The 17518-nt window shown below is 70.5% G+C and carries 13 protein-coding genes; 8 read left to right on the forward strand and 5 right to left on the reverse strand.

Going from position 1 to position 17518, the window contains the following annotated elements:
* Window positions 1–8: 8 nt before the first annotated feature.
* On the forward strand, window positions 9–1139 hold the full coding sequence (locus VIL67_RS13215; RefSeq protein ID WP_332049365.1) for a DUF892 family protein: 1131 nt from the start codon (window positions 9–11) through the stop codon (window positions 1137–1139).
* Between the two features lie 19 nt (window positions 1140–1158).
* On the opposite strand, the gene VIL67_RS13220 is transcribed toward VIL67_RS13215, so the two are convergent.
* Complete coding sequence (locus VIL67_RS13220) at window positions 1159–2310, reverse strand: saccharopine dehydrogenase family protein (RefSeq protein WP_332049366.1); 1152 nt, start codon at window positions 2308–2310, stop codon at window positions 1159–1161.
* A 105-nt stretch (window positions 2311–2415) separates the two neighbouring features.
* Here VIL67_RS13220 and VIL67_RS13225 point away from each other — a divergent pair, with 105 nt between their 5' ends.
* Window positions 2416–4881, forward strand: a complete 2466-nt coding sequence (locus VIL67_RS13225) for a ligase-associated DNA damage response DEXH box helicase (protein ID WP_332049367.1) — start codon at window positions 2416–2418, stop codon at window positions 4879–4881.
* Complete coding sequence (gene pdeM, locus VIL67_RS13230) at window positions 4878–5627, forward strand: ligase-associated DNA damage response endonuclease PdeM (protein WP_414696207.1); 750 nt, start codon at window positions 4878–4880, stop codon at window positions 5625–5627. The genes VIL67_RS13225 and pdeM overlap by 4 nt, the downstream gene beginning before the upstream one ends.
* Here the strand turns inward: pdeM and VIL67_RS13235 are convergent.
* From VIL67_RS13235 to VIL67_RS13245, 3 genes are read right to left on the reverse strand one after another with little or no spacing between them, the layout of a single operon-like run.
* Window positions 5624–6385: a TIGR02186 family protein gene (locus VIL67_RS13235; protein WP_332049368.1), complete on the reverse strand. Its 762-nt coding sequence runs from the start codon at window positions 6383–6385 to the stop codon at window positions 5624–5626. The two genes, pdeM and VIL67_RS13235, sit on opposite strands and share 4 nt — an antisense overlap.
* On the reverse strand, window positions 6382–7305 hold the full coding sequence (locus VIL67_RS13240; protein WP_332049369.1) for a sulfite exporter TauE/SafE family protein: 924 nt from the start codon (window positions 7303–7305) through the stop codon (window positions 6382–6384). Before VIL67_RS13240 ends, VIL67_RS13235 begins: the two co-directional genes overlap by 4 nt.
* Before the next feature lie 37 nt (window positions 7306–7342).
* Window positions 7343–10177 carry a peptidoglycan-binding protein gene (locus VIL67_RS13245; protein ID WP_332049370.1) on the reverse strand — a complete coding sequence of 945 codons (2835 nt, stop codon included), beginning with the start codon at window positions 10175–10177 and terminating at the stop codon, window positions 7343–7345.
* 168 nt (window positions 10178–10345) lie between these two features.
* Here VIL67_RS13245 and VIL67_RS13250 point away from each other — a divergent pair, with 168 nt between their 5' ends.
* Window positions 10346–10549 (forward strand): hypothetical protein, encoded by a 204-nt coding sequence (locus VIL67_RS13250; RefSeq protein ID WP_332049371.1) that lies wholly within the window; start codon window positions 10346–10348, stop codon window positions 10547–10549.
* On the opposite strand, the gene VIL67_RS13255 is transcribed toward VIL67_RS13250, so the two are convergent.
* Entirely contained in the window at window positions 10546–12216 is a 1671-nt protein-coding gene (locus VIL67_RS13255) for a bifunctional lysylphosphatidylglycerol flippase/synthetase MprF (RefSeq protein WP_332049372.1), read from the reverse strand. The genes VIL67_RS13250 and VIL67_RS13255 overlap by 4 nt on opposite strands.
* Window positions 12217–12350: 134 nt before the next feature.
* On the opposite strand from VIL67_RS13255, the gene VIL67_RS13260 reads away from it, so the two are divergent.
* From VIL67_RS13260 to VIL67_RS13275, 4 genes are all read left to right on the forward strand, one after another.
* A complete protein-coding gene (locus VIL67_RS13260) occupies window positions 12351–13565 on the forward strand; it encodes an acyl-CoA dehydrogenase family protein (protein WP_332049373.1) in 1215 nt (404 codons plus the stop codon).
* 15 nt (window positions 13566–13580) lie between these two features.
* Complete coding sequence (locus tag VIL67_RS13265) at window positions 13581–14795, forward strand: acyl-CoA dehydrogenase family protein (protein ID WP_332049374.1); 1215 nt, start codon at window positions 13581–13583, stop codon at window positions 14793–14795.
* A 71-nt stretch (window positions 14796–14866) separates the two neighbouring features.
* A complete protein-coding gene (locus VIL67_RS13270; protein ID WP_332049375.1) occupies window positions 14867–16072 on the forward strand; it encodes an acyl-CoA dehydrogenase family protein in 1206 nt (401 codons plus the stop codon).
* Window positions 16073–16245: 173 nt separating this feature from the next.
* Window positions 16246–17451 (forward strand): acyl-CoA dehydrogenase family protein, encoded by a 1206-nt coding sequence (locus VIL67_RS13275; RefSeq protein WP_332049376.1) that lies wholly within the window; start codon window positions 16246–16248, stop codon window positions 17449–17451.
* Window positions 17452–17518: the final 67 nt, after the last annotated feature.

Here is a 17518-nt window from a genome sequence, read left to right on the forward strand (position 1 = left end):
AGGAACCGATGCGACAGGAAAAGGTCATCGTCCCCGATCGCGGGGCCGCCGAGCCGATCTCGGCGGGCGCCGCGGTGCTGGCCGGCAAGAAGGTGGCGCCCGACGCCATCAACCTGCTGATCATGGACCACCTGGAGGCCCGGAGCTTCTTCGCCTGGTACGGCGAGGCCGCCGACGAGGCCGAGAAGCTGAAGGTCGCCGACAAGCTGATGACGGCGCTCAGCGTCCACATGCAGGTGGAGGAGGAGCTGTTCTACCCGGCCGCCGAGGCGGCCACCGGGGACAAGCCGAAGACGGACCACGCCCGAGACGAACATGGCGAGGCCAAGCAGGTGATCCGCCAGCTGCGCGAGCGGACCACGGTCGACGAGAGCTACGACGCCCTGGTCTTCCGGCTGCAGGGCCTGATCGAACACCACGTCTCCGAGGAGGAGACGTCCTATTTCCCCGAGATCCGCGGGAGCGGCCTCGATCTTTACGAGCTCGGCCGCGCGGTCGCCGCGCGGCGGCTGGAGCTCTTCTTCCAGATGACCGGCAGGACGCCGAGCGGAGCAACCGAGATGGCGAGCGAACTGGACGTCGGCATGACCGGCAACATCGGCACCGAGACCATGGCCATCGCGGTCGATCCGGACGAGGCCCGCAAGCTCTTCCTGACAGGCCTGCGGAACGCCCACGCCACCGAGACGAACTGTCGGACGATGGTCCAGCGGCAGCTCGATCGGCTGGAGAACTATCCCAAGCTGAAGGCCCGGTTGGAGTTGCACCTCGTCGAGGTGGAGCGCCAGATCGAGCGGCTGGAGCAGATCCTCTCGCAGCAGGGCGAGAGCCCCTCGGCGCTGAAGGATGCGGCGATGGCCATGTCGGCCAACATGAGCGCCATGATGCACGCGGCGGCCGGCGACGAGGTCCTCAAGAACAGCATGGCCAACGCGGCCATGGCGCAGCTCGAGATCACCGCCTACCGCACGCTCATCCTGATGGGCGAGGCCTGTGGCGAGGTGGCCGCGGTGCGCCTGCTGCAGCAGTCGCTGAGCGAGGAGCGGGCCATGGCCGCCTGGCTGGAGGACAACCTGCCCGGCACGGTCATCGCCCACATGCAGATGCAGGGCCAGCCCGGGGTGGACGCGAGCCACTGAGGCCCGGGCCCAACGACGGTCAGTCCTCGACGGTGAAGGTGAAGGCGGCGTTGGCTTCCAGCCGCCGCACCAGCCGCTCCTGCATGGCCGCGCCGGGGGTCCAGACACCGCCGGCGACGTCAGGGCATTCCTTGACGAGGCAGATGGCGGACTCCGCGATCATCATCGAGGTGGAGCCGTAGCCGGGATCCTTCTCGCCCTTCACGGAGACGCGCACCTTGCGGCCGTCGGCGGCGACGCCGACGAACAGCAGGTCGAAGAAGCCGCTCTCGCGCTCCTCCTTGCTGGGCCCCTCCCCCGGCTTCGGACCCGCGTCCCCGAGCTGGGTGAACTCGGTGTCCGAGCCAGGCGCGACGATGGCCATCTCGTCGTACTGGAAGTCGCGCCCATAGGGGTGGCCCATCAGGAAGTTCGAGCGGTGGACGTTCTTGGTGTTGATCACCGCCATCATGAAGGGGCCCACCTCCGCGCCGATGTCGTCGTCATGAGCCTTGGCGTTGCCGGGCGGCTGCGCAGGTCCCTCAAACCCGGGTGTGAGGGCGAACGGGTTCATCATCACGGCCAGCTGCGACGGGTCCTTCTGGATCGCCGCCATGGTGGCGGCGCCGCTGGCCGCCGTGCCGCCGGAGAGGCCGCCCTTGATGGCGCGCACCCGCCCCTTCACGCGCGGCGCCGGCGCGCCGAGCCGCTCTTTCGCCGTCTGTTCGCAGAACCAGACGCCGAGCTCGAAGGGAATGGAATCGAACCCGCAGGAGTGGCACAGGCGCGCGCCCGTCTTCTGGGCCGTCTCATGGTGGGCGGCGATGGTGCGGGCCATCCAGTTCGGCTCGCCGGTCAGATCGAGGTAGTCCGTGCCTGCAGCGGCGCAGGCGGCGATCAGCTGGTCGCCGTAGAGCTGGTAGGGCCCGACAGTCGTGATCACCGCCTTCGTGCGGCGGACCATGGCGTCGAGCGAAGCCGGGTCCGCGGCGTCGGCGACGATCAGCGGCGTGTCGGCCGGGGCGCCGATCTCGTCCCGCACCTGCGCCAGCTTCGCCTGACTGCGGCCGGCCATGGCCCATTTCACCTCGCCCCCGACGCCGTAGCGCCGGGCCAGGTGCTCGGCCACAAGGCGTCCGGTGTAGCCGGTGGCGCCGTAGACGATGACGTCGAATTCCGCGGCCGGGTTCATGGCGGCTCCCTCCTGATCAGGCGGCGCAACATGACCACGGCTTACGACGTAAGCAAGCGATCAGGCTGCTCGTGAAACGGAACGGGAACATGCTATAGGCGAGCGATGGCCGACGCCGCGGTCCCCGCTTCCGACCTGCTGCCACCCCGCTTCGCCGACTGGTTCGCGAAGCGCGGCTGGAGCCCGCGCGCCCACCAGCTTGGGATGATCGATCGCGCCCGCGCCGGCCGGGACGCCCTGCTGATCGCCCCCACCGGCGGGGGCAAGACCCTGGCCGGCTTCCTGCCGAGCCTGATCGAAATCTCGGAGCGGCCGCCGGCCAATGCGCCCACCGGCCTGCACACCCTCTACATCTCGCCGCTGAAGGCGCTCGCCGTCGATGTGGAGCGGAACCTCAACGCCCCCATCCTGCAGATGAGCCTGCCGGTGGTGGCCGAGAGCCGGACCGGCGACACCGGGATCTCGCGGCGTCAGCGCCAGCGCGTGAAGCCGCCGGACATCCTGCTGACCACGCCCGAGCAGCTGGCCCTGCTCTGCGCCTGGGAAGGCGCCCGGGCCTATTTCGAGAGCCTGCGGTGCGTGGTGCTGGACGAGATCCACACCCTCCACTCCTCCAAGCGCGGCGACCTGCTCGCGCTGGACCTGGCGCGACTGCAGCAGCTCGCCCCGAATATGCGCCGCGTTGGCCTCTCGGCCACCGTCGACGATCCGGAGGTGATCAAGCGCTGGATGGCGGGGCCAGCCGGGCCGGAGAGCATCGACCTGGTGCGCGGGCCGGGCGGCGCCGAGCCGGTGGTCGACGTCCTGCTGTCCGAGGGCCGCGTGCCCTGGGCCGGGCACACCGCCCAGCACGCCATGGCCGAGGTCTACGAGGTCATCAAGAAGAGCCGCACGGCGCTGGTGTTCGTGAACACCCGCTTTCAGGCCGAGTTCGCCTTCCAGGAGCTCTGGCGGTTGAACGAGGACTCGCTGCCGATCGCGCTCCACCACGGGAGCCTCGCGGCCGAGCAGCGGCGCCGGGTGGAGGCCGCCATGGCGCGCGGCGAACTGCGGGCGGTGGTCTGCACCTCCACCCTGGACCTCGGCATCGACTGGGGCGACGTGGACCTGGTGATCCAGCTGGCCAGCCCGAAGGGCGCCTCTCGCATGGTCCAGCGCATCGGCCGGGCGAACCACCGGCTGGACGAGCCCAGCCAGGCGATCTTCGTGCCCGCGAACCGCTTCGAGATGCTGGAGTGCCAGGCGGCGCGGGAGGCCATAGCCGAGCACAAGCTGGACGGCGATCCGCCGCGGATCGGGGCGCTCGACGTGCTGGCGCAGCACGTGATGGGCTGCGCCTGTTCCGAGCCCTTCGACATGGTCGAGCTCTATGACGAGGTCACGAGCGCGGGGCCGTACCGGGGCCTGTCCTGGGAAGACTTCGAGCAGGTGGTCGATTTCGTCTCCACCGGCGGCTACGCGCTGAAGACCTACGACCGCTTCCGCCGGATCGTGCGGGGACCGGACGGCAAGTGGCGGGTGCGCAATCTGGAGACCGCCCAGCGTCACCGGCTGAACGTGGGGGCGATCGTGTCGCCGGCGGTGCTCTCGGTGCGCATCGCCGCCCGCGGGGGCCGCGGCGGCCGCAAGATCGGCGAGGTCGAGGAGGGCATGCTGGAGATGCTGGAGCCCGGTGAGACCTTCGTCTTCGCGGGCCAGGTCTGGGAGCTGGCCGGCGTCACCAACCTCGACGTGCTCGTGCGACCGGCGAACGACAAGGACCCGAAGATGCCCTCATGGGGCGGCTCGAAGTTCGCGCTGTCCACCTACCTCGCCCAGCGCGTCCGCCAGCTGATGTACGACCAGGACCACTGGCAGGTGCTGCCCACCGACGTTCGCGAGTGGCTGGAGGCGCAGCGCGACCGCTCGGTCATCCCGGCGGAGGAGGAGATGCTGCTGGAGACCTTCCCACGCGGGAAGCGTCACTTCATGGTCTGCTACCCGTTCGACGGGCGCCTGGCGCACACGACCCTGGCCATGCTGCTGACCCGTCGGCTGGAACGCGCCGGGGTCGGCCCGCTGGGCTTCGTCTGCAACGACTACGCCCTCGCGGTCTGGGCGTTGAAGCCCATGGACGAGCTCGACTTCGACGAGCTGTTCGCCCAGGACATGCTGGGGGACGACCTCGAGGACTGGCTGAACGAGAGCTTCATGATGAAGCGCTCCTTCAAGGGCTGCGCGATCATCGCCGGGCTGATCGAGCGGCGTTTCCCGGGCGCGGAGCAGAAGACCGGCCGCCAGATCACCTTCTCCACGGACCTCATCTACGACGTGCTGCGTCGCCACCAGCCCGACCACCTGCTGCTCCGTTGCGCGCGAGAAGATGCGGCGACCGGCCTCATCGACGTGGCGCGGCTCGGCGGGCTGTTGGCGCGCATCCGCGGAAAGATCCGCCACGCGGCGCTGGACCACCTCTCGCCTTTCTCCGTCCCGATCTTACTTGAGATCGGCAAGGAGCGGTCGCCGGGCCACGCGGGCGAGATGATCCTGGCGGAAGCCGAAGAAGACTTGATCGCCGAGGCCCTGAGTTGACGACCGCCGCCCCTGCCCTGGCCGCTCCGGCCGCCGCACACGTCTACGATTTCGCCAACAGCCCGTGCGGCGCGCTGCGCACACGCGTGGCGGCCGCCGAGGTCATGCTGCGGCCGTCGGGCGGCATGTGGCTGGAGGTGTCGCGCACCCTGGTGGTCGCCGATCTGCACCTGGAAAAGGGCTCCGCCTACGCCGCACGCGGCCAGATGCTTCCGCCCTATGACACCCGCGAGACGCTGGACCGGCTGGAGGCCGAGGTGGCGGCGCTGTCGCCCGCGACGGTGGTGCTCCTGGGGGACACCTTCCACGACCGGCGCTCGGAAGACCGGCTACCGGGGGACGACGCCGAGCGCCTTCGCGCCCTGGCGACCGGCCTGCGCCTGATCTGGGTGATCGGCAACCACGACGCCGACGGCCCGCAGCGCCTTCCCGGGGACGCGGTCGACGAGCTGGAGTTGGAAGGCCTCATCTTCCGGCACGAGCCGCAGGCCGGACCGCAGCCCGGCGAGGTCGCCGGGCACCTGCACCCCGCCGCCAAGGTGCGCGCCTCCAAGGGCAGCGTCAGGCGGCGCTGCTTCGTGACGGATGCGGAACGCGCGATCCTGCCGGCCTTCGGCGCCTATGCTGGCGGCCTGAACGTGCGCGACAAGGCCTTCGCCGGTCTGTTCGCCCGTCCGCCGATGGCCGGCGCTCTGGGCCGCGGACGGGTGCACGCCGTGGGCTGGCGCTCGCTGGGCCCCGACTAGCTTCGCCGGAACACGAAGCTGGCCCCCCAGCCGATCGCCAGGGCCAGGGCCATGGAGAGCAGGCCGTAGCTCCACGGCCGCTGGTGCGCCCAGACATAGAGCGTGCGTTCGACGCCCACCTTCTCGACGGAGAGCGTCCGCCGCTTGATGGAGACGGGCTCGCCCGCCTGGAAGAGGATGATGTCGGCGTCGTAGCGGCCCGTGGGCGCCTGCGCCGGGAGGGCGATCTCGGCGCGGAACAGGCCACGGTCGACGAAGCGCACCCCGTGCTCGTCCGCGGCGTAGAGGCCGGCGCGCTCCTTCAGCCGCACGACGGCGCGCCGCCAGAGCAGGTAGTCGGGGCCGAGGCTCGAGACGACCACGTCGCGCACCCCGTAGCGCGTCTCCACGCGCTGCTCGGCCGGCGCCCGGATCGGCAGGTGGTCGACCCCGATGTTCAGCCGCCGCAGGGTGCGGAAGCGGGCGATGTCGTCGAGCGGCCGGGTGGAGGCGGCGATGTAGAAGCCGGGCGCGCCCTGGAAGACCACCGGCCGGCTGTTGAGCCACAGGCCCGCCACCCGCACCTTGCGGGCGATCCGGACGGGCTGCTCCGGGCCGCGTACGATGACCACCACGTCGCCCGGCCGTTGCGCCGGATCGAACACCGCGCCGTAGAGCACGATCCGGGCGCCGCGGAAGCTGGAGGAGACCTGCACCTCGGTCTCGGTCAGCGCCGCCGAGACAGCGGCCGGAGGCGGCAGGGCGACCGGGGGCGTCATCCCGCCATGCCCTGCATCAGCACGAACGGCTCGTCGGGACGGATGAAGAGGCCCAGCCCCATGCGAAGGCCGACCGCCAGGACGATGAGGGCCAGCAGCGCGCGGAGCTCCTCGGCGCGGAAGCGCGCGGAGGCGCGCGCGCCGTACTGGGCGCCCAGGACGCCGCCCACCAGCAGCAGGCCGGCCAGCACGATGTCCACCGTCTGGTTGCGGCCCGCCTGCAGGACGCCCGTGAGCGCGGTGGTGATGATGATCTGGAACAGGCTGGTGCCGACCACCACGCGGGCCGGCATGCGCAAGATGTAGACCATGGCCGGCACCAGGACGAAGCCGCCGCCCACCCCCATGACCGCGGACAGCACGCCGACGAAGGCGCCCAGCGCCAGTGGCGGGATCACGCTGATGTACAGCCGCGAGCGGGGAAAGCGGACCTTGAGCGGCAGGCCATACAGCCACACCGGCCGGCGCTCGCGCCGGGGCGGCGGCGGCTTGCCGCGGCGGCGGCGCAGGATCGCGCCGACCGACTCGCTCAGCATCAGGCCGCCGATCACGCCCAGGAAGATCAGGTAGGAGAGCGCCACGACCAGGTCGGCCTGGCCGAGCAGGCGCAGCCAGCGGAACAGCTCGACGCCCAGGATCGCGCCGACGATCCCGCCGGCGGCCAGCACCCCGCCCATGCGCCAGTCCACCGCCCGGTTGCGCCCGTAGGCGACCACGCTCGACATGGAGGAGGCCGCCACGTGGTTCGACATGCTGGCCACGGCCACCGCCGGCGGGATGCCCAGGAGGACGAGCATCGGCGTCATCAGGAAGCCGCCGCCGATGCCGAACAGGCCGGAGATGAAGCCCACCAGCGCGCCCAGCGCCACCAGCAGCGGCGCGTTCACCGAGACCTCGGCGATGGGCAGGTAGATGTCCAATCCTCAGCGCCTCATGAACCGAGGCCGCCGGTGCCGGTCAGCGCGTGAACACCGAGAGCCGCTGTGACGTGCTGCGGTCGAGCTGGCCGGTGGCGGCCAGCCCCTGATCGCGCTGGTAGGCCGAGACCGCAAGGCTGAACTCGCGTGAGGCGGCTCCGTTCGCCGGACCCTTGTAGTAGCCCAGCCGGCCGAGGATCCGCTGCGCCGACGCCAGCGACACCGGCGGGCTCGCCGGGGCCCTCTGCGCCACCTGGCCGGCGGGGCGGAACTCGCTGGCCGCGCGGTCGGCGGCAGCCAGTTGGGCCGGGCTCAGCTTTTTCTCGAGGTCCACGGCGCTGGCGCGGGCCGCGGCGTCGCCGCCCTCGGCGGCGATGCTGAACCACTTGTACGCTTCGCCAAGGTCGCGGGGCACGCCGCTGCCGGCCTGGTAGAGCAGGCCGAGGTTGTACTGGCTGTCGCCGACGCCAGCCTCAGCGGCCTTGCGGAACCAGCGGGCGGCGGAGGCGAGATCCTGCGGGCCGCCGGTGCCTTCGAAGTAGTAGAGCGCCAGGTTGTGCATGCCGCGCGGTTCGCCATTGATGGCGCTGCGGGTGGTCCACTTGCGCGCCTCGGCGAGGTTCTTCACCACGCCGCGCTGGCCGGTCTCGTAGAGCTTGCCCATGAAGAACTGGGCCGGGGCATAGTCGGCGTCTGCGACGGCCTTCATCTTGGCCAGCCCGCCAGGCTCGCCCTTCTCGACCGCGCGGAGGGCCTCCAGGTACTGGGACGACAGCGGGGCGGGCTGGGCCTGCTGGGCCGCCGCTGGCGCCGCGGCCTTGGCCGGCGCGGGCTCGGGCGCGCCCGAGCCGATCGGCTGGGGCGCGATGGCCACCGCGGCGCGGGGCGGGGCGCCGAACGGCGAGGCCTCGACCACGTCGCGGGAGGTCCCGGTGTTCATCAGCACCATGCCCGCGGCGCCGACGCTCAGGAAGGCCGCGCCGCCGGCGATCATGAAGGCGGTCTGCAGGGTCGAGTTGGCGCGCGTCCGCGGCGCCTTCGGGGGCAGCGGCGGCTTCGGCTGGGCGCGCCAGTTGGCGCGGGCCTTGACCTGGAGGCGCGGACGGCTGGAGTCCGCAGCCCGGGCGGCGGCGCGAGCCTGGTCGATCACCTCGCGCGTGGAGAGCGGCCGAGCGTCGGCCTCGGCGGGCGCCGTTTCGGCGGCCGGCGGCGGCTCGGGTTGATCGAGGCCGAACAGGTCCTCTTCCGGCTCCGGGATCGGCGCGAAGTCGGCCGCCTCGAACGCCGACGCGGGGGCCGCGCGCGACGAGACCTCGTCCACCAGTTCGATGGGCTCCAGCGGCTCGGCGCGCGAGAACAGCTCCGGCCCGAAGGCGGCGGTGGATGTCAGGGGCGCATCTTCGACCGGGGCCGGGCGCGGCGCGAGCGCCGCGAGCTTCTGCTCGAGCCGTTCGTTGGCCTCTTCGAGCAGTCGCGAGGTGCGCTCCTCGCTCTGACGCAGCCGTTCGGCCACGTCGCTGGCGACGCGCTCGTGGCGCTGCTCGATGCGCTCGGTGACGCGGCTGACCTGCTCGCCGACATCGTCGATGGCCTGGGCCGCGCGACGCTCGGACTGCAGCATGCGGTCGGTCAGCCGCTCGGTGATCTTGCCGATCTCGGCGGAGAGCTTCTCGAGCGCGTCGGCCTGGACCTGCTCGGCGGCGCCGAGGCGCTGCTCGACCGCGCCGGCGATGCGCGCCATCTCGCCGCCAACCTTGGCGATCGCCTCCGCGCTGCGGGTCTCGGAGGACTGCAGGCGGCGGTTGAAGGCCTCGGCGATGCTGATGACCTCACGGCCCATGCGCTCCACGGCCTGGGCGGAGCGCTGCTCGGCGGCCTGCACCTGGCGCGTGAGCTCGGCGAAACGTTCATCGACACGGCCGTTGGCGGTGTCCTTCAGCTTGTCGGCGATCTCGGCGCGGACGGCTTCCACCCTCTGCGACAGGCTCGCGGCGAGGGCCTCGAGCTTGCGGTCGGTCTCGCCCGGCTGTCCCTCCACGCCGCCGAGGCGGCTGTCGAGGGCGGCGAGCGAGCGGCGCAGGCTGTCGAGCGACTCGGCCGTGCGCCCCTCGGCGGCGGCGAGCCGCTGGCCGAGGCGGCTGACCACCTCCTCGATCAAGGGCGCGGGATCGCGGCCGCCGCTTTCCTCGGCGCGGGCGAGCCGCGCCTCGATGGCGGCGAGCTGCTCGCGCGTGCGGGCCTCGCCCGAATAGACGTGATCGGCCACACGGGTGACGGACTGCTCGAGCACGCGCAACGCCTCGGCCGACCGCGGCCCCGAGGCCTCGGTCTCCAGCCGGCGCAGGCGCTCCCCGACGCGGGCCTGCTCGGCGCCCACACGGTCCACCGCGCCTTCGAAGCGGGAGGCCACCGCCGCGTGCTCACGCTCGGCGGCTTCGATGCGCGCCACCGCGGCGCGGACGGAGTGTTCCACGCCCGAGATGGCCAGGCTGGTCCGCGTCTCGGACGATTCGATCCGGTCGGTCAGCCGGTCCAGCGCGTAGGCGATGCGCGCCATGTCCTCGGCCCGCAGATCGGGCGTAGACGGCGGAGGCGGCGCAGGCGCGGCCGGCGTGCTGGCCACCAGGCGCGGCCGCGGCGGATCGGCCATCGCGAGCGGCGGTGGGGCCGGCGGAGGGGCCAGCGGCGCAGCCGGCCGCGGCGCACGATCCGCGTAGTGGTCGTCGGAGCTCACGTCCTCCGTTACATCATCTTCGAGGATGACGCGATTCAGCCACTCGCCGAGAGTCATCCCCGAACGCCGCGCAAGGTCCTTGGCGACCTCGCGGGCCTTCGGGTCGATCCCCTTAACGCTCCAGGGCGCCCCCGCCGTCATAGAATCGTTCTCCAGGTACTACGAAGAGCGTACGCACCGATTCCTGGGGGTGTAAACGCGACCTTAACGCTACATGTTGCGTCTGAGGCCTCTGTCCTGTGGATGTTCGCAGGCGGCTGAGAGGGTGGACTTCCCGGACGCCGCCCGGCCTGCGATATGCGGTCGCAGATGACCCTGACCGTCACCTTCGCCGCCGCCGCGGCCTTCCTTGGCGTGGCCGTGTTCGCCGGCTGGCGCGGGGCGCAGCCGCCAAACCCGCTGAAGGGCCCGCGCCTGATGCCCTGGCGGCCCATCATGGTGGCCGCGGCGGTGGGCCTGATCCTCATGCTGGTGCACGCCGTGAACCTGCTGGGCGTGCAGACCGGCCGCTAGGCCGCCTCGGGCAGCTCGCGAGCCGGCTCCTTTTTCGGGCGCTTGGCCAGGTTGGCGATGCCGCCGGAGGAGAGCAGGCCGATGTCCGCCAGCAGCAGGGGTATCGACAGGCGGTGCGGGGCGGCGACGTAGCGGGGCTGCCAGAGCGGGTCGTACTTGTCCTTGTAGCGGCGGACCCCCTGGAAATTGTAGATCTCCTCCCCGCGCTCGAAGAGCAGCCTGCCCACGCGGGACATCATCGGCGCCAGCGGACGGTCGTCGAGCCCGGCGAGCGGCGCCATGCCGAAGTCGAACGCCGCATAGCCCTCGGCCCGACCCCAGGCGATGAGCTCCACGAACAGATAGTCCATGACGTTGCGTGGCGCGGCCTCGCCGTAGCGCATCAGGTCCATGGAGAAGGCGCTGCGCCGGGCGGTGGTCCAAAGGGTGGCGAAGGCGACCGGCTGCCCCTGGAAGAACACCACCGCCACCGGGAACTCAGCGACATAGGCTGGCGAGAAGCCGCCCATCGAGAAGCTTTTCTCGCCGCCAGCGTGGCGTTCCAGCCAGTCGTCGGAGATCGCCTTCAGGGCGGGGATCAGAGCGCGGACCTCCTCACCCTGGAGCACGCGGAAGGTGCAGCCGTCCTCGCCGGCCTTGCGCCAGGCGCGCCGCAGGTTGCCCCGCCGTCGCCCGTCGATCGAGAAGCTTTCCAGGGGCACCTGGGCGGACTCGCCGACCTTCTGAATGGAGAACCCCAGTTCGACGATCTCCGGCAGGTCCTCGGCGGAGAGACCATAGAAGCCGGGACGCGCGGCGTGGGCGTCGGCCAGTTCCCGGAACCGCCAGACCAGCTCCTGCCGCTCATCGTGCCGGCCGACCGGCGCGCCCAGGGCGACCCAGCTGCGGCCGCGCACGCCGAACATCAGGAAGCTGCGGCCGCTCGCCGAGAACAGGAAGCGCTTGTCGCCCAGCAGGGCGAGGTTGGAGCCCGGCTCCGCAACCTCGGCCTCGGCGAGGATCTCGCGCACGCGGTGGAACTCGGGGTCGGCCTCGCCGACCACCGGCGGCTTGGCGGCCGTGCCGAACAGCCGCCAGAGGCCGAACGCCAAAAGGGCGATGGCGGCCCCGGCCCAGGCGCGAACCGAGCGGGCGGCGTCGTCGTCGGCCATCACCCGCCACCACGGCATCTCGCCATAGTCGGCATTCTCGTAGGACCAGAGCCCCAGCAGCCCGGCGCCCGCCACCGCGCAGAAGGCGGACACCAGCCACCCGGGCGTGATCTCCATCCGCGTCAGGCGCGCCGTGCGAGGGAAGGCCCCGCGGAAGGGCGCCAGGAGGACGGCGATCGCCACCAGGGTCACCGTCTCCTCCCAGTTCAGGCCCTTCAGCAGGGACAGCGAGGCGGCCGTGAGCAGAAGGGCCATGGTCGCCGCCCAGGCGGCGTCCAGCCGCGCGCGGAGGCCGAAAGCGACCAGCACCAGCGCCAGCCCCAGCACGCTGTCCAGGAAGTGGCTGATCTCGATCAGGAAGACCGGGGTCAGCTCCATCAGGCGTACGAAGCGGAACGGCTCGGATGGCGTGGCGCCCGACGCCAGCAGCATGGCGCCGGCCGCCATGGTCAGCACGGCCGCAGTCCAGGGGGCGGCGGCGAAGGCGGCGGGCTTCAGGTCCCGGAGGATGCGCATCGGCGCCTTATAGCACCCATGCTGCGCCGTGCGCGGGACAGGTGGTCTCAAACAACTGTTCGGTTCCGCTTGCCCGCGGCGGCGCCAGCGCTAAGGTGGCGGCCCGGTTTTCAGAAAGAGTTTGGGAGGAGGCCATGGCCGACTTCGGCGGCGCCGAGCTGGACGCCTTCCGCACGGAGGTGCGCGCCTGGCTCGAGGCGAACTACCCGGCGGAGCTCAGGGACCCGAACGCCCGCACCGATGCTGAGGCCGTGTGGGGCGGCCGGGCGTTCGCCGATAAGGCTGAGGATCCACAGATCGTCTGGCAGCGCCGGATGGCCGACAAGGGCTGGACCGCCCCGACCTGGCCGAAGGAGTACGGCGGCGGCGGCCTGTCGCCGGCCGAGGCGCGGGTGCTGGACCAGGAGCTGGCCCGCGGCGGCTACCGCCCGGCCCTGCTGTCGTTCGGCATCTGGATGCTGGGCCCCGTGCTGCTCGAATACGCCAACGAGGAGCAGAAGAAGGAGCACCTGCCGAAGATCGTCCGGGGCGAGATCCGCTGGTGCCAGGGCTACTCGGAGCCCGGCGCCGGGTCCGACCTGGCCAGCCTCGCCACGCGTTGCGAGGACAAGGGAGACCACTGGCAAATCGACGGCCAGAAGGTGTGGACGTCCTACGCCGACAAAGCCGACTGGTGCTTCTGCCTGGTCAGGACCGATCAGACCAAGAAGCACGAGGGGATCTCGTTCGTCCTGATCGACATGCGGACGCCGGGGGTCGAGACCCGGCCGATCCGGCTGATCAGCGGGGAGAGCCCGTTCTGCGAGACCTTTTTCACCGAGGTGAGAATTCCCAAGGGAAACCTCGTGGGCCGGCTGAACGGCGGGTGGGAGATCGCCAAGCGTCTCCTGCAGTACGAACGGCAGAACATCTCGGCCGGGTTCGGCGAGGGCGGGTCGGCGGGGGGCGCATCGGGCGACCTGGCCAACATCGCCAAGCATTATGATGCGCTGGCCTACGACGGCGGCGAGCTGCGGTCGAAGATCACCAAGAACAAGATGGACTTCCAGGCGCTGCGGCTGACCATCGCCCGGTCGGCGGCGGAGAGCCGGGCCGGCAACGGGCCGAGCGCGGCGACATCGATCATCAAGTACGCGGCGGCGGAGCTGGCCAAGGAGCGGTCGGAGCTGATGATCGAGGCCATGGGCAGCCAGGGCCTGGGCTGGTCCGGCGAGGGGTTCAGCACCCCGGAGCTGACCGCCGTGCGCGGCTGGCTGCGCACCAAGGCCAACTCGATCGAGGGCGGCACCAGCGAGGTGAACCTCAACGTGGTGGCCAAGCGGGTGCTCGGCCTGCCCGACCCCAAGTAAGCGGAGACCAAGGCGATGGCGGACTTCGGCGGCGACGTGGAGACCTTCCGGGCCGAGGCCCGCAACTGGCTCGAGGCGAACTTCCCGAAGGAGCTCGCCAAGGACCCTGACGCCCAGCTGGCCAAGATGCAGGCCAGGCCCGAGAGCGACGCGGCCCGAGCCTGGCGCCGCGCCATGGGGGAGAAGGGCTGGGGCACCCCCACCTGGCCGAAGGCGTACGGCGGCGGCGGCCTATCCCGGCAGGAGGCCCGCGTCCTCCACGAAGAGATGGCCAAGGTGGGCGCCCGCAACCCGATCGGCGGCATGGGCGTGATGATGTTCGGCCCGACGCTCATCGAGTACGGAACGGAAGAGCTGAAGCGCCAGCACCTGCCCGGCATCATCACCGGCGAAGTGCGCTGGTGCCAGGGCTACTCCGAACCGGGCGCCGGCTCGGACCTGGCCAGCCTGCAGACCCGGGCCGAAGACAAGGGCGACCACTATTTAGTCAGTGGGCAGAAGGTGTGGACAAGCGGCGCCAACCTCGCCGACTGGTGCTTCTGCCTTGTACGGACGGATCCGTCAGCCAAGAAGCACGAGGGCATCTCCTTCCTGCTGATCGACATGACTAGCCCGGGCGTCGAGGTCCGCCCGATCCGGCTGATCAACGGCACCTCGCCCTTCTGCGAGACCTTCTTCACCGACGTGCGGGTCCCCAAGGACCAGCTGTTCGGGCCGCTGAACGGCGGCTGGACGGTGGCCAAGCGGCTGCTGCAGTTCGAGCGCGACAACATCTCGGCCGGGCTGGGCGGCGGCTCGATCGGGGCGCCGGTGCATGCGCTGACCGTGCTGGACGCGATCAAGGAATACGCCGCCTTCGAGGACGGCCGGCTGGCCGACGGCGACCTGCGCCGCCGGGTGACCGAGCACCTGATGGAGGCCAAGGCCTTCCAGCTGACGGTGCGCCGGGCGGCCGACGAGGCCAAGGGTGGCGCGGGCCCCTCCAACACCGCCTCGATCATGAAGTACGCCGGCGCCAAGCTGGCCCAGGACCGCAACGAGCTGATCGTCGAGGCCATCGGCCACCAGGGCCTGGGCTGGGAGGGCGAGGGCTTCCGCGACGTGGAGCTGGCGGCCCTGCGCACCATGCTCCGGTCCAAGGGCAACTCCATCGAGGGCGGCACCTCGGAGATCAACCTGAACGTCGTCTCCAAGCGGGTGCTGGGCCTGCCAGACCCGCAGAAGGGCTGACTCTGCGGAAGGCCGTGGTACGATAGGGCTATAACGATAAGAACATATTGAATTCATTGGGAGGATTGGTGATGGCGGATTTCGGCGGCGCCGATCTGGACGCCTTCCGCGCGGAAGCCCGCGCCTGGCTGGACGAGAACTTCCCCAAGAGCCTGGCGTCGGACACCGACGCCCAGCAGGCCGCGGCCCAGAGCCCCGCCGCGCCCACCGGCGACTTCGCCGTCTGGAAGCAGCGGATGGCCGAGAAGGGCTGGGGCGCCCCCACCTGGCCCAAACAGTACGGCGGCGGCGGGCTGAGCTCGGCCGAGGCCCGGGTCCTGGCCGACGAGATGAACCGCATGGGCGCGGTGAACCCCATCGCCGGCATGGGCATCTCGATGTTCGGCCCGACCCTGCTGGAATACGGCAATGAGGCGCAGAAGCAGCAGCACATCCCGCCGATCGTCAGAGGTGAGATCCGCTGGTGCCAAGGTTTCAGCGAGCCCGGTGCAGGTTCAGACCTGGCCAGCCTGCAGACGAAGGCAGAAGACAAGGGCGACCACTTCCTCGTCAACGGCCAGAAAATCTGGACGAGCGGCGCCCAATACGCAGACTGGTGCTTCTGTCTTGTTCGGACGGACAATACAAAGAAGCACGAAGGCATCAGCTTTGTTCTGATCGACATGAAGAGCCCGGGCGTCGAGGCCCGGCCGATCCGGCTGATCGCCGGCAACAGCCCGTTCTGCGAGACCTTCTTCACCGATGTGAAGGTGCCGAAGGAGAACCTGGTCGGGCCGCTGAACGGCGGCTGGACCATCGGCAAGCGGCTGCTGCAGTTCGAGCGCAACGGCATGGGGAACCGGCAGAACGGCCCCGCGCCCGCGCCGGTCCACGAAGTCGCCAAGGACTACGTGGGCGTCGACCGGACCGGACGCCTGGCCGACCGCGACCTGCGCAGCCGGATCACCCAGCACGAGATGGCCAACCGGCTGGTGCAGCTGACTGCGCGCCGCATCGCGGTGGAGGCCAAGGGCAACCAGGGCCCCAGCGCCGCCACCTCGATCATGAAGAACGCCTCGATGAAGGCCGGCCAGGAGCGCCAGGAGCTGCTGGTGGAGATCTTCGGCCACCAGGGCCTGGGCTGGGAGGGCGAGGGCTTCAAGCCGGAGGAGCTGCAGGCCACCCGGGCCATGCTCTCGGCCAAGGCCTTCACCATCTTCGGCGGCTCCACGGAGATCCAGAACAACATCATCTCCAAGCGCATCCTGGGGCTGCCGGAGCTGACGCAGAGCCGATGAGCCTCTCGCCGCTCGTCCCCGCGAAGGCGGGGATCCAGGTGTCTTTTGTGTCGACAGGTTCTGCGTTCCAGGGCTGCTCGGAGTATAAAGACCGAACAGAAAAAGCCTGGGTCCCCGCGTTCGCGGGGATGAGCGGGATGAATTTGAACGAGCTTATTTTCGGAGCGATTTGAATGGCGGATTTTGGAGGCGGCGATCTCGAGGGGTTCCGGACGGAAGCCCGGAGCTGGATCGAGGCGAATTTCCCGGCGAGCCTGAAGGGCCAGCCGAACCCCATGATGCGCGAGGAGCGCACCAAGCCCTCGGCCGACCAGGAAGCCTGGCGCAAGGCGATGGGCGAGAAGGGCTGGGGCACCCCCACCTGGCCGAAGCAGTACGGCGGCGGCGGGCTCTCCCCGGCCGAGGCGCGGGTGCTGCAGCAGGAGCTGAACCGGGCGGGCGCCTACAACCCGATCGGCGGCATGGGCGTGATGATGTTCGGCCCGACGCTGCTGGAATATGGTAACGAGGCGCAGAAGCAGCAGCACATCCCGGCCATCTGCAAAGGTGAGATTCAGTGGTGCCAAGGCTTCAGCGAGCCGGGCGCCGGCTCTGATCTTGCCTCTCTACAGACTCGCTGCGAGGACAAGGGCGACCATTACCTGGTGAACGGCCAGAAGATCTGGACGAGCGGCGCGCAATACGCCGACTGGTGCTTCTGCCTGGTGCGCACCGACACGTCGAAGAAGCACGAGGGCATCTCCTTCGTGCTGTTCGACATGAAGACGCCCGGCGTGGAAGTCCGCCCGATCAAGCTGATCAGCGGCAACAGCCCGTTCTGCGAAACCTTCCTCACCGACGTGCGGGTGGAGAAGGACCAGCTGGTGGGCCCGCTGAACGGCGGCTGGACCATCGCCAAGCGCCTGCTGCAGCACGAGCGCTCGGGCCTGTCGGGCGCCGGCGGCGGCGGCCGGATGGGCATGGGCCGCGGGCCGGTGCAGCTGGCCAAGGAGTACGTCGGCCTCGACGAGGACGGCCGCATCGCCGACAGCGACCTGCGCACCCGCATCATCCTGAACGAGATGGAGGCCCGCGCCTTCCAGCAGACCGCCGTGCGCGCCATGCTGGAGAGCAAGGGCAACCAGGGCCCGAGCGCGGCGACCTCGATCATGAAGAACGCCGGCACCAAGGTGATGCAGGACCGCGCCGAGCTGACGCTGGAGATCATGGGCACGCAGGGCCTGGGCTGGGAGGGCGACGCCTTCACCGCCGAGGAGCTGGCCGCCGTGCGCGGCTGGCTGGGCGGCAAGGCCACCACGATCTACGGCGGCAGCCACGAGGTGCAGAACAACATCATCTCCAAGCGCATCCTGGGCCTGCCGGACCTGACGCAGCACTGATGATGGACCACCCCCTTCCCTTCCTTCGCGTCACGCCGGGCTTTCTGGCGGCGAAGGCAGGGCGCCG

Origin of the sequence: Phenylobacterium sp. (genome assembly GCF_036563385.1) — a bacterium.
Taxonomy (GTDB): Bacteria; Pseudomonadota; Alphaproteobacteria; order Caulobacterales; family Caulobacteraceae; genus Phenylobacterium.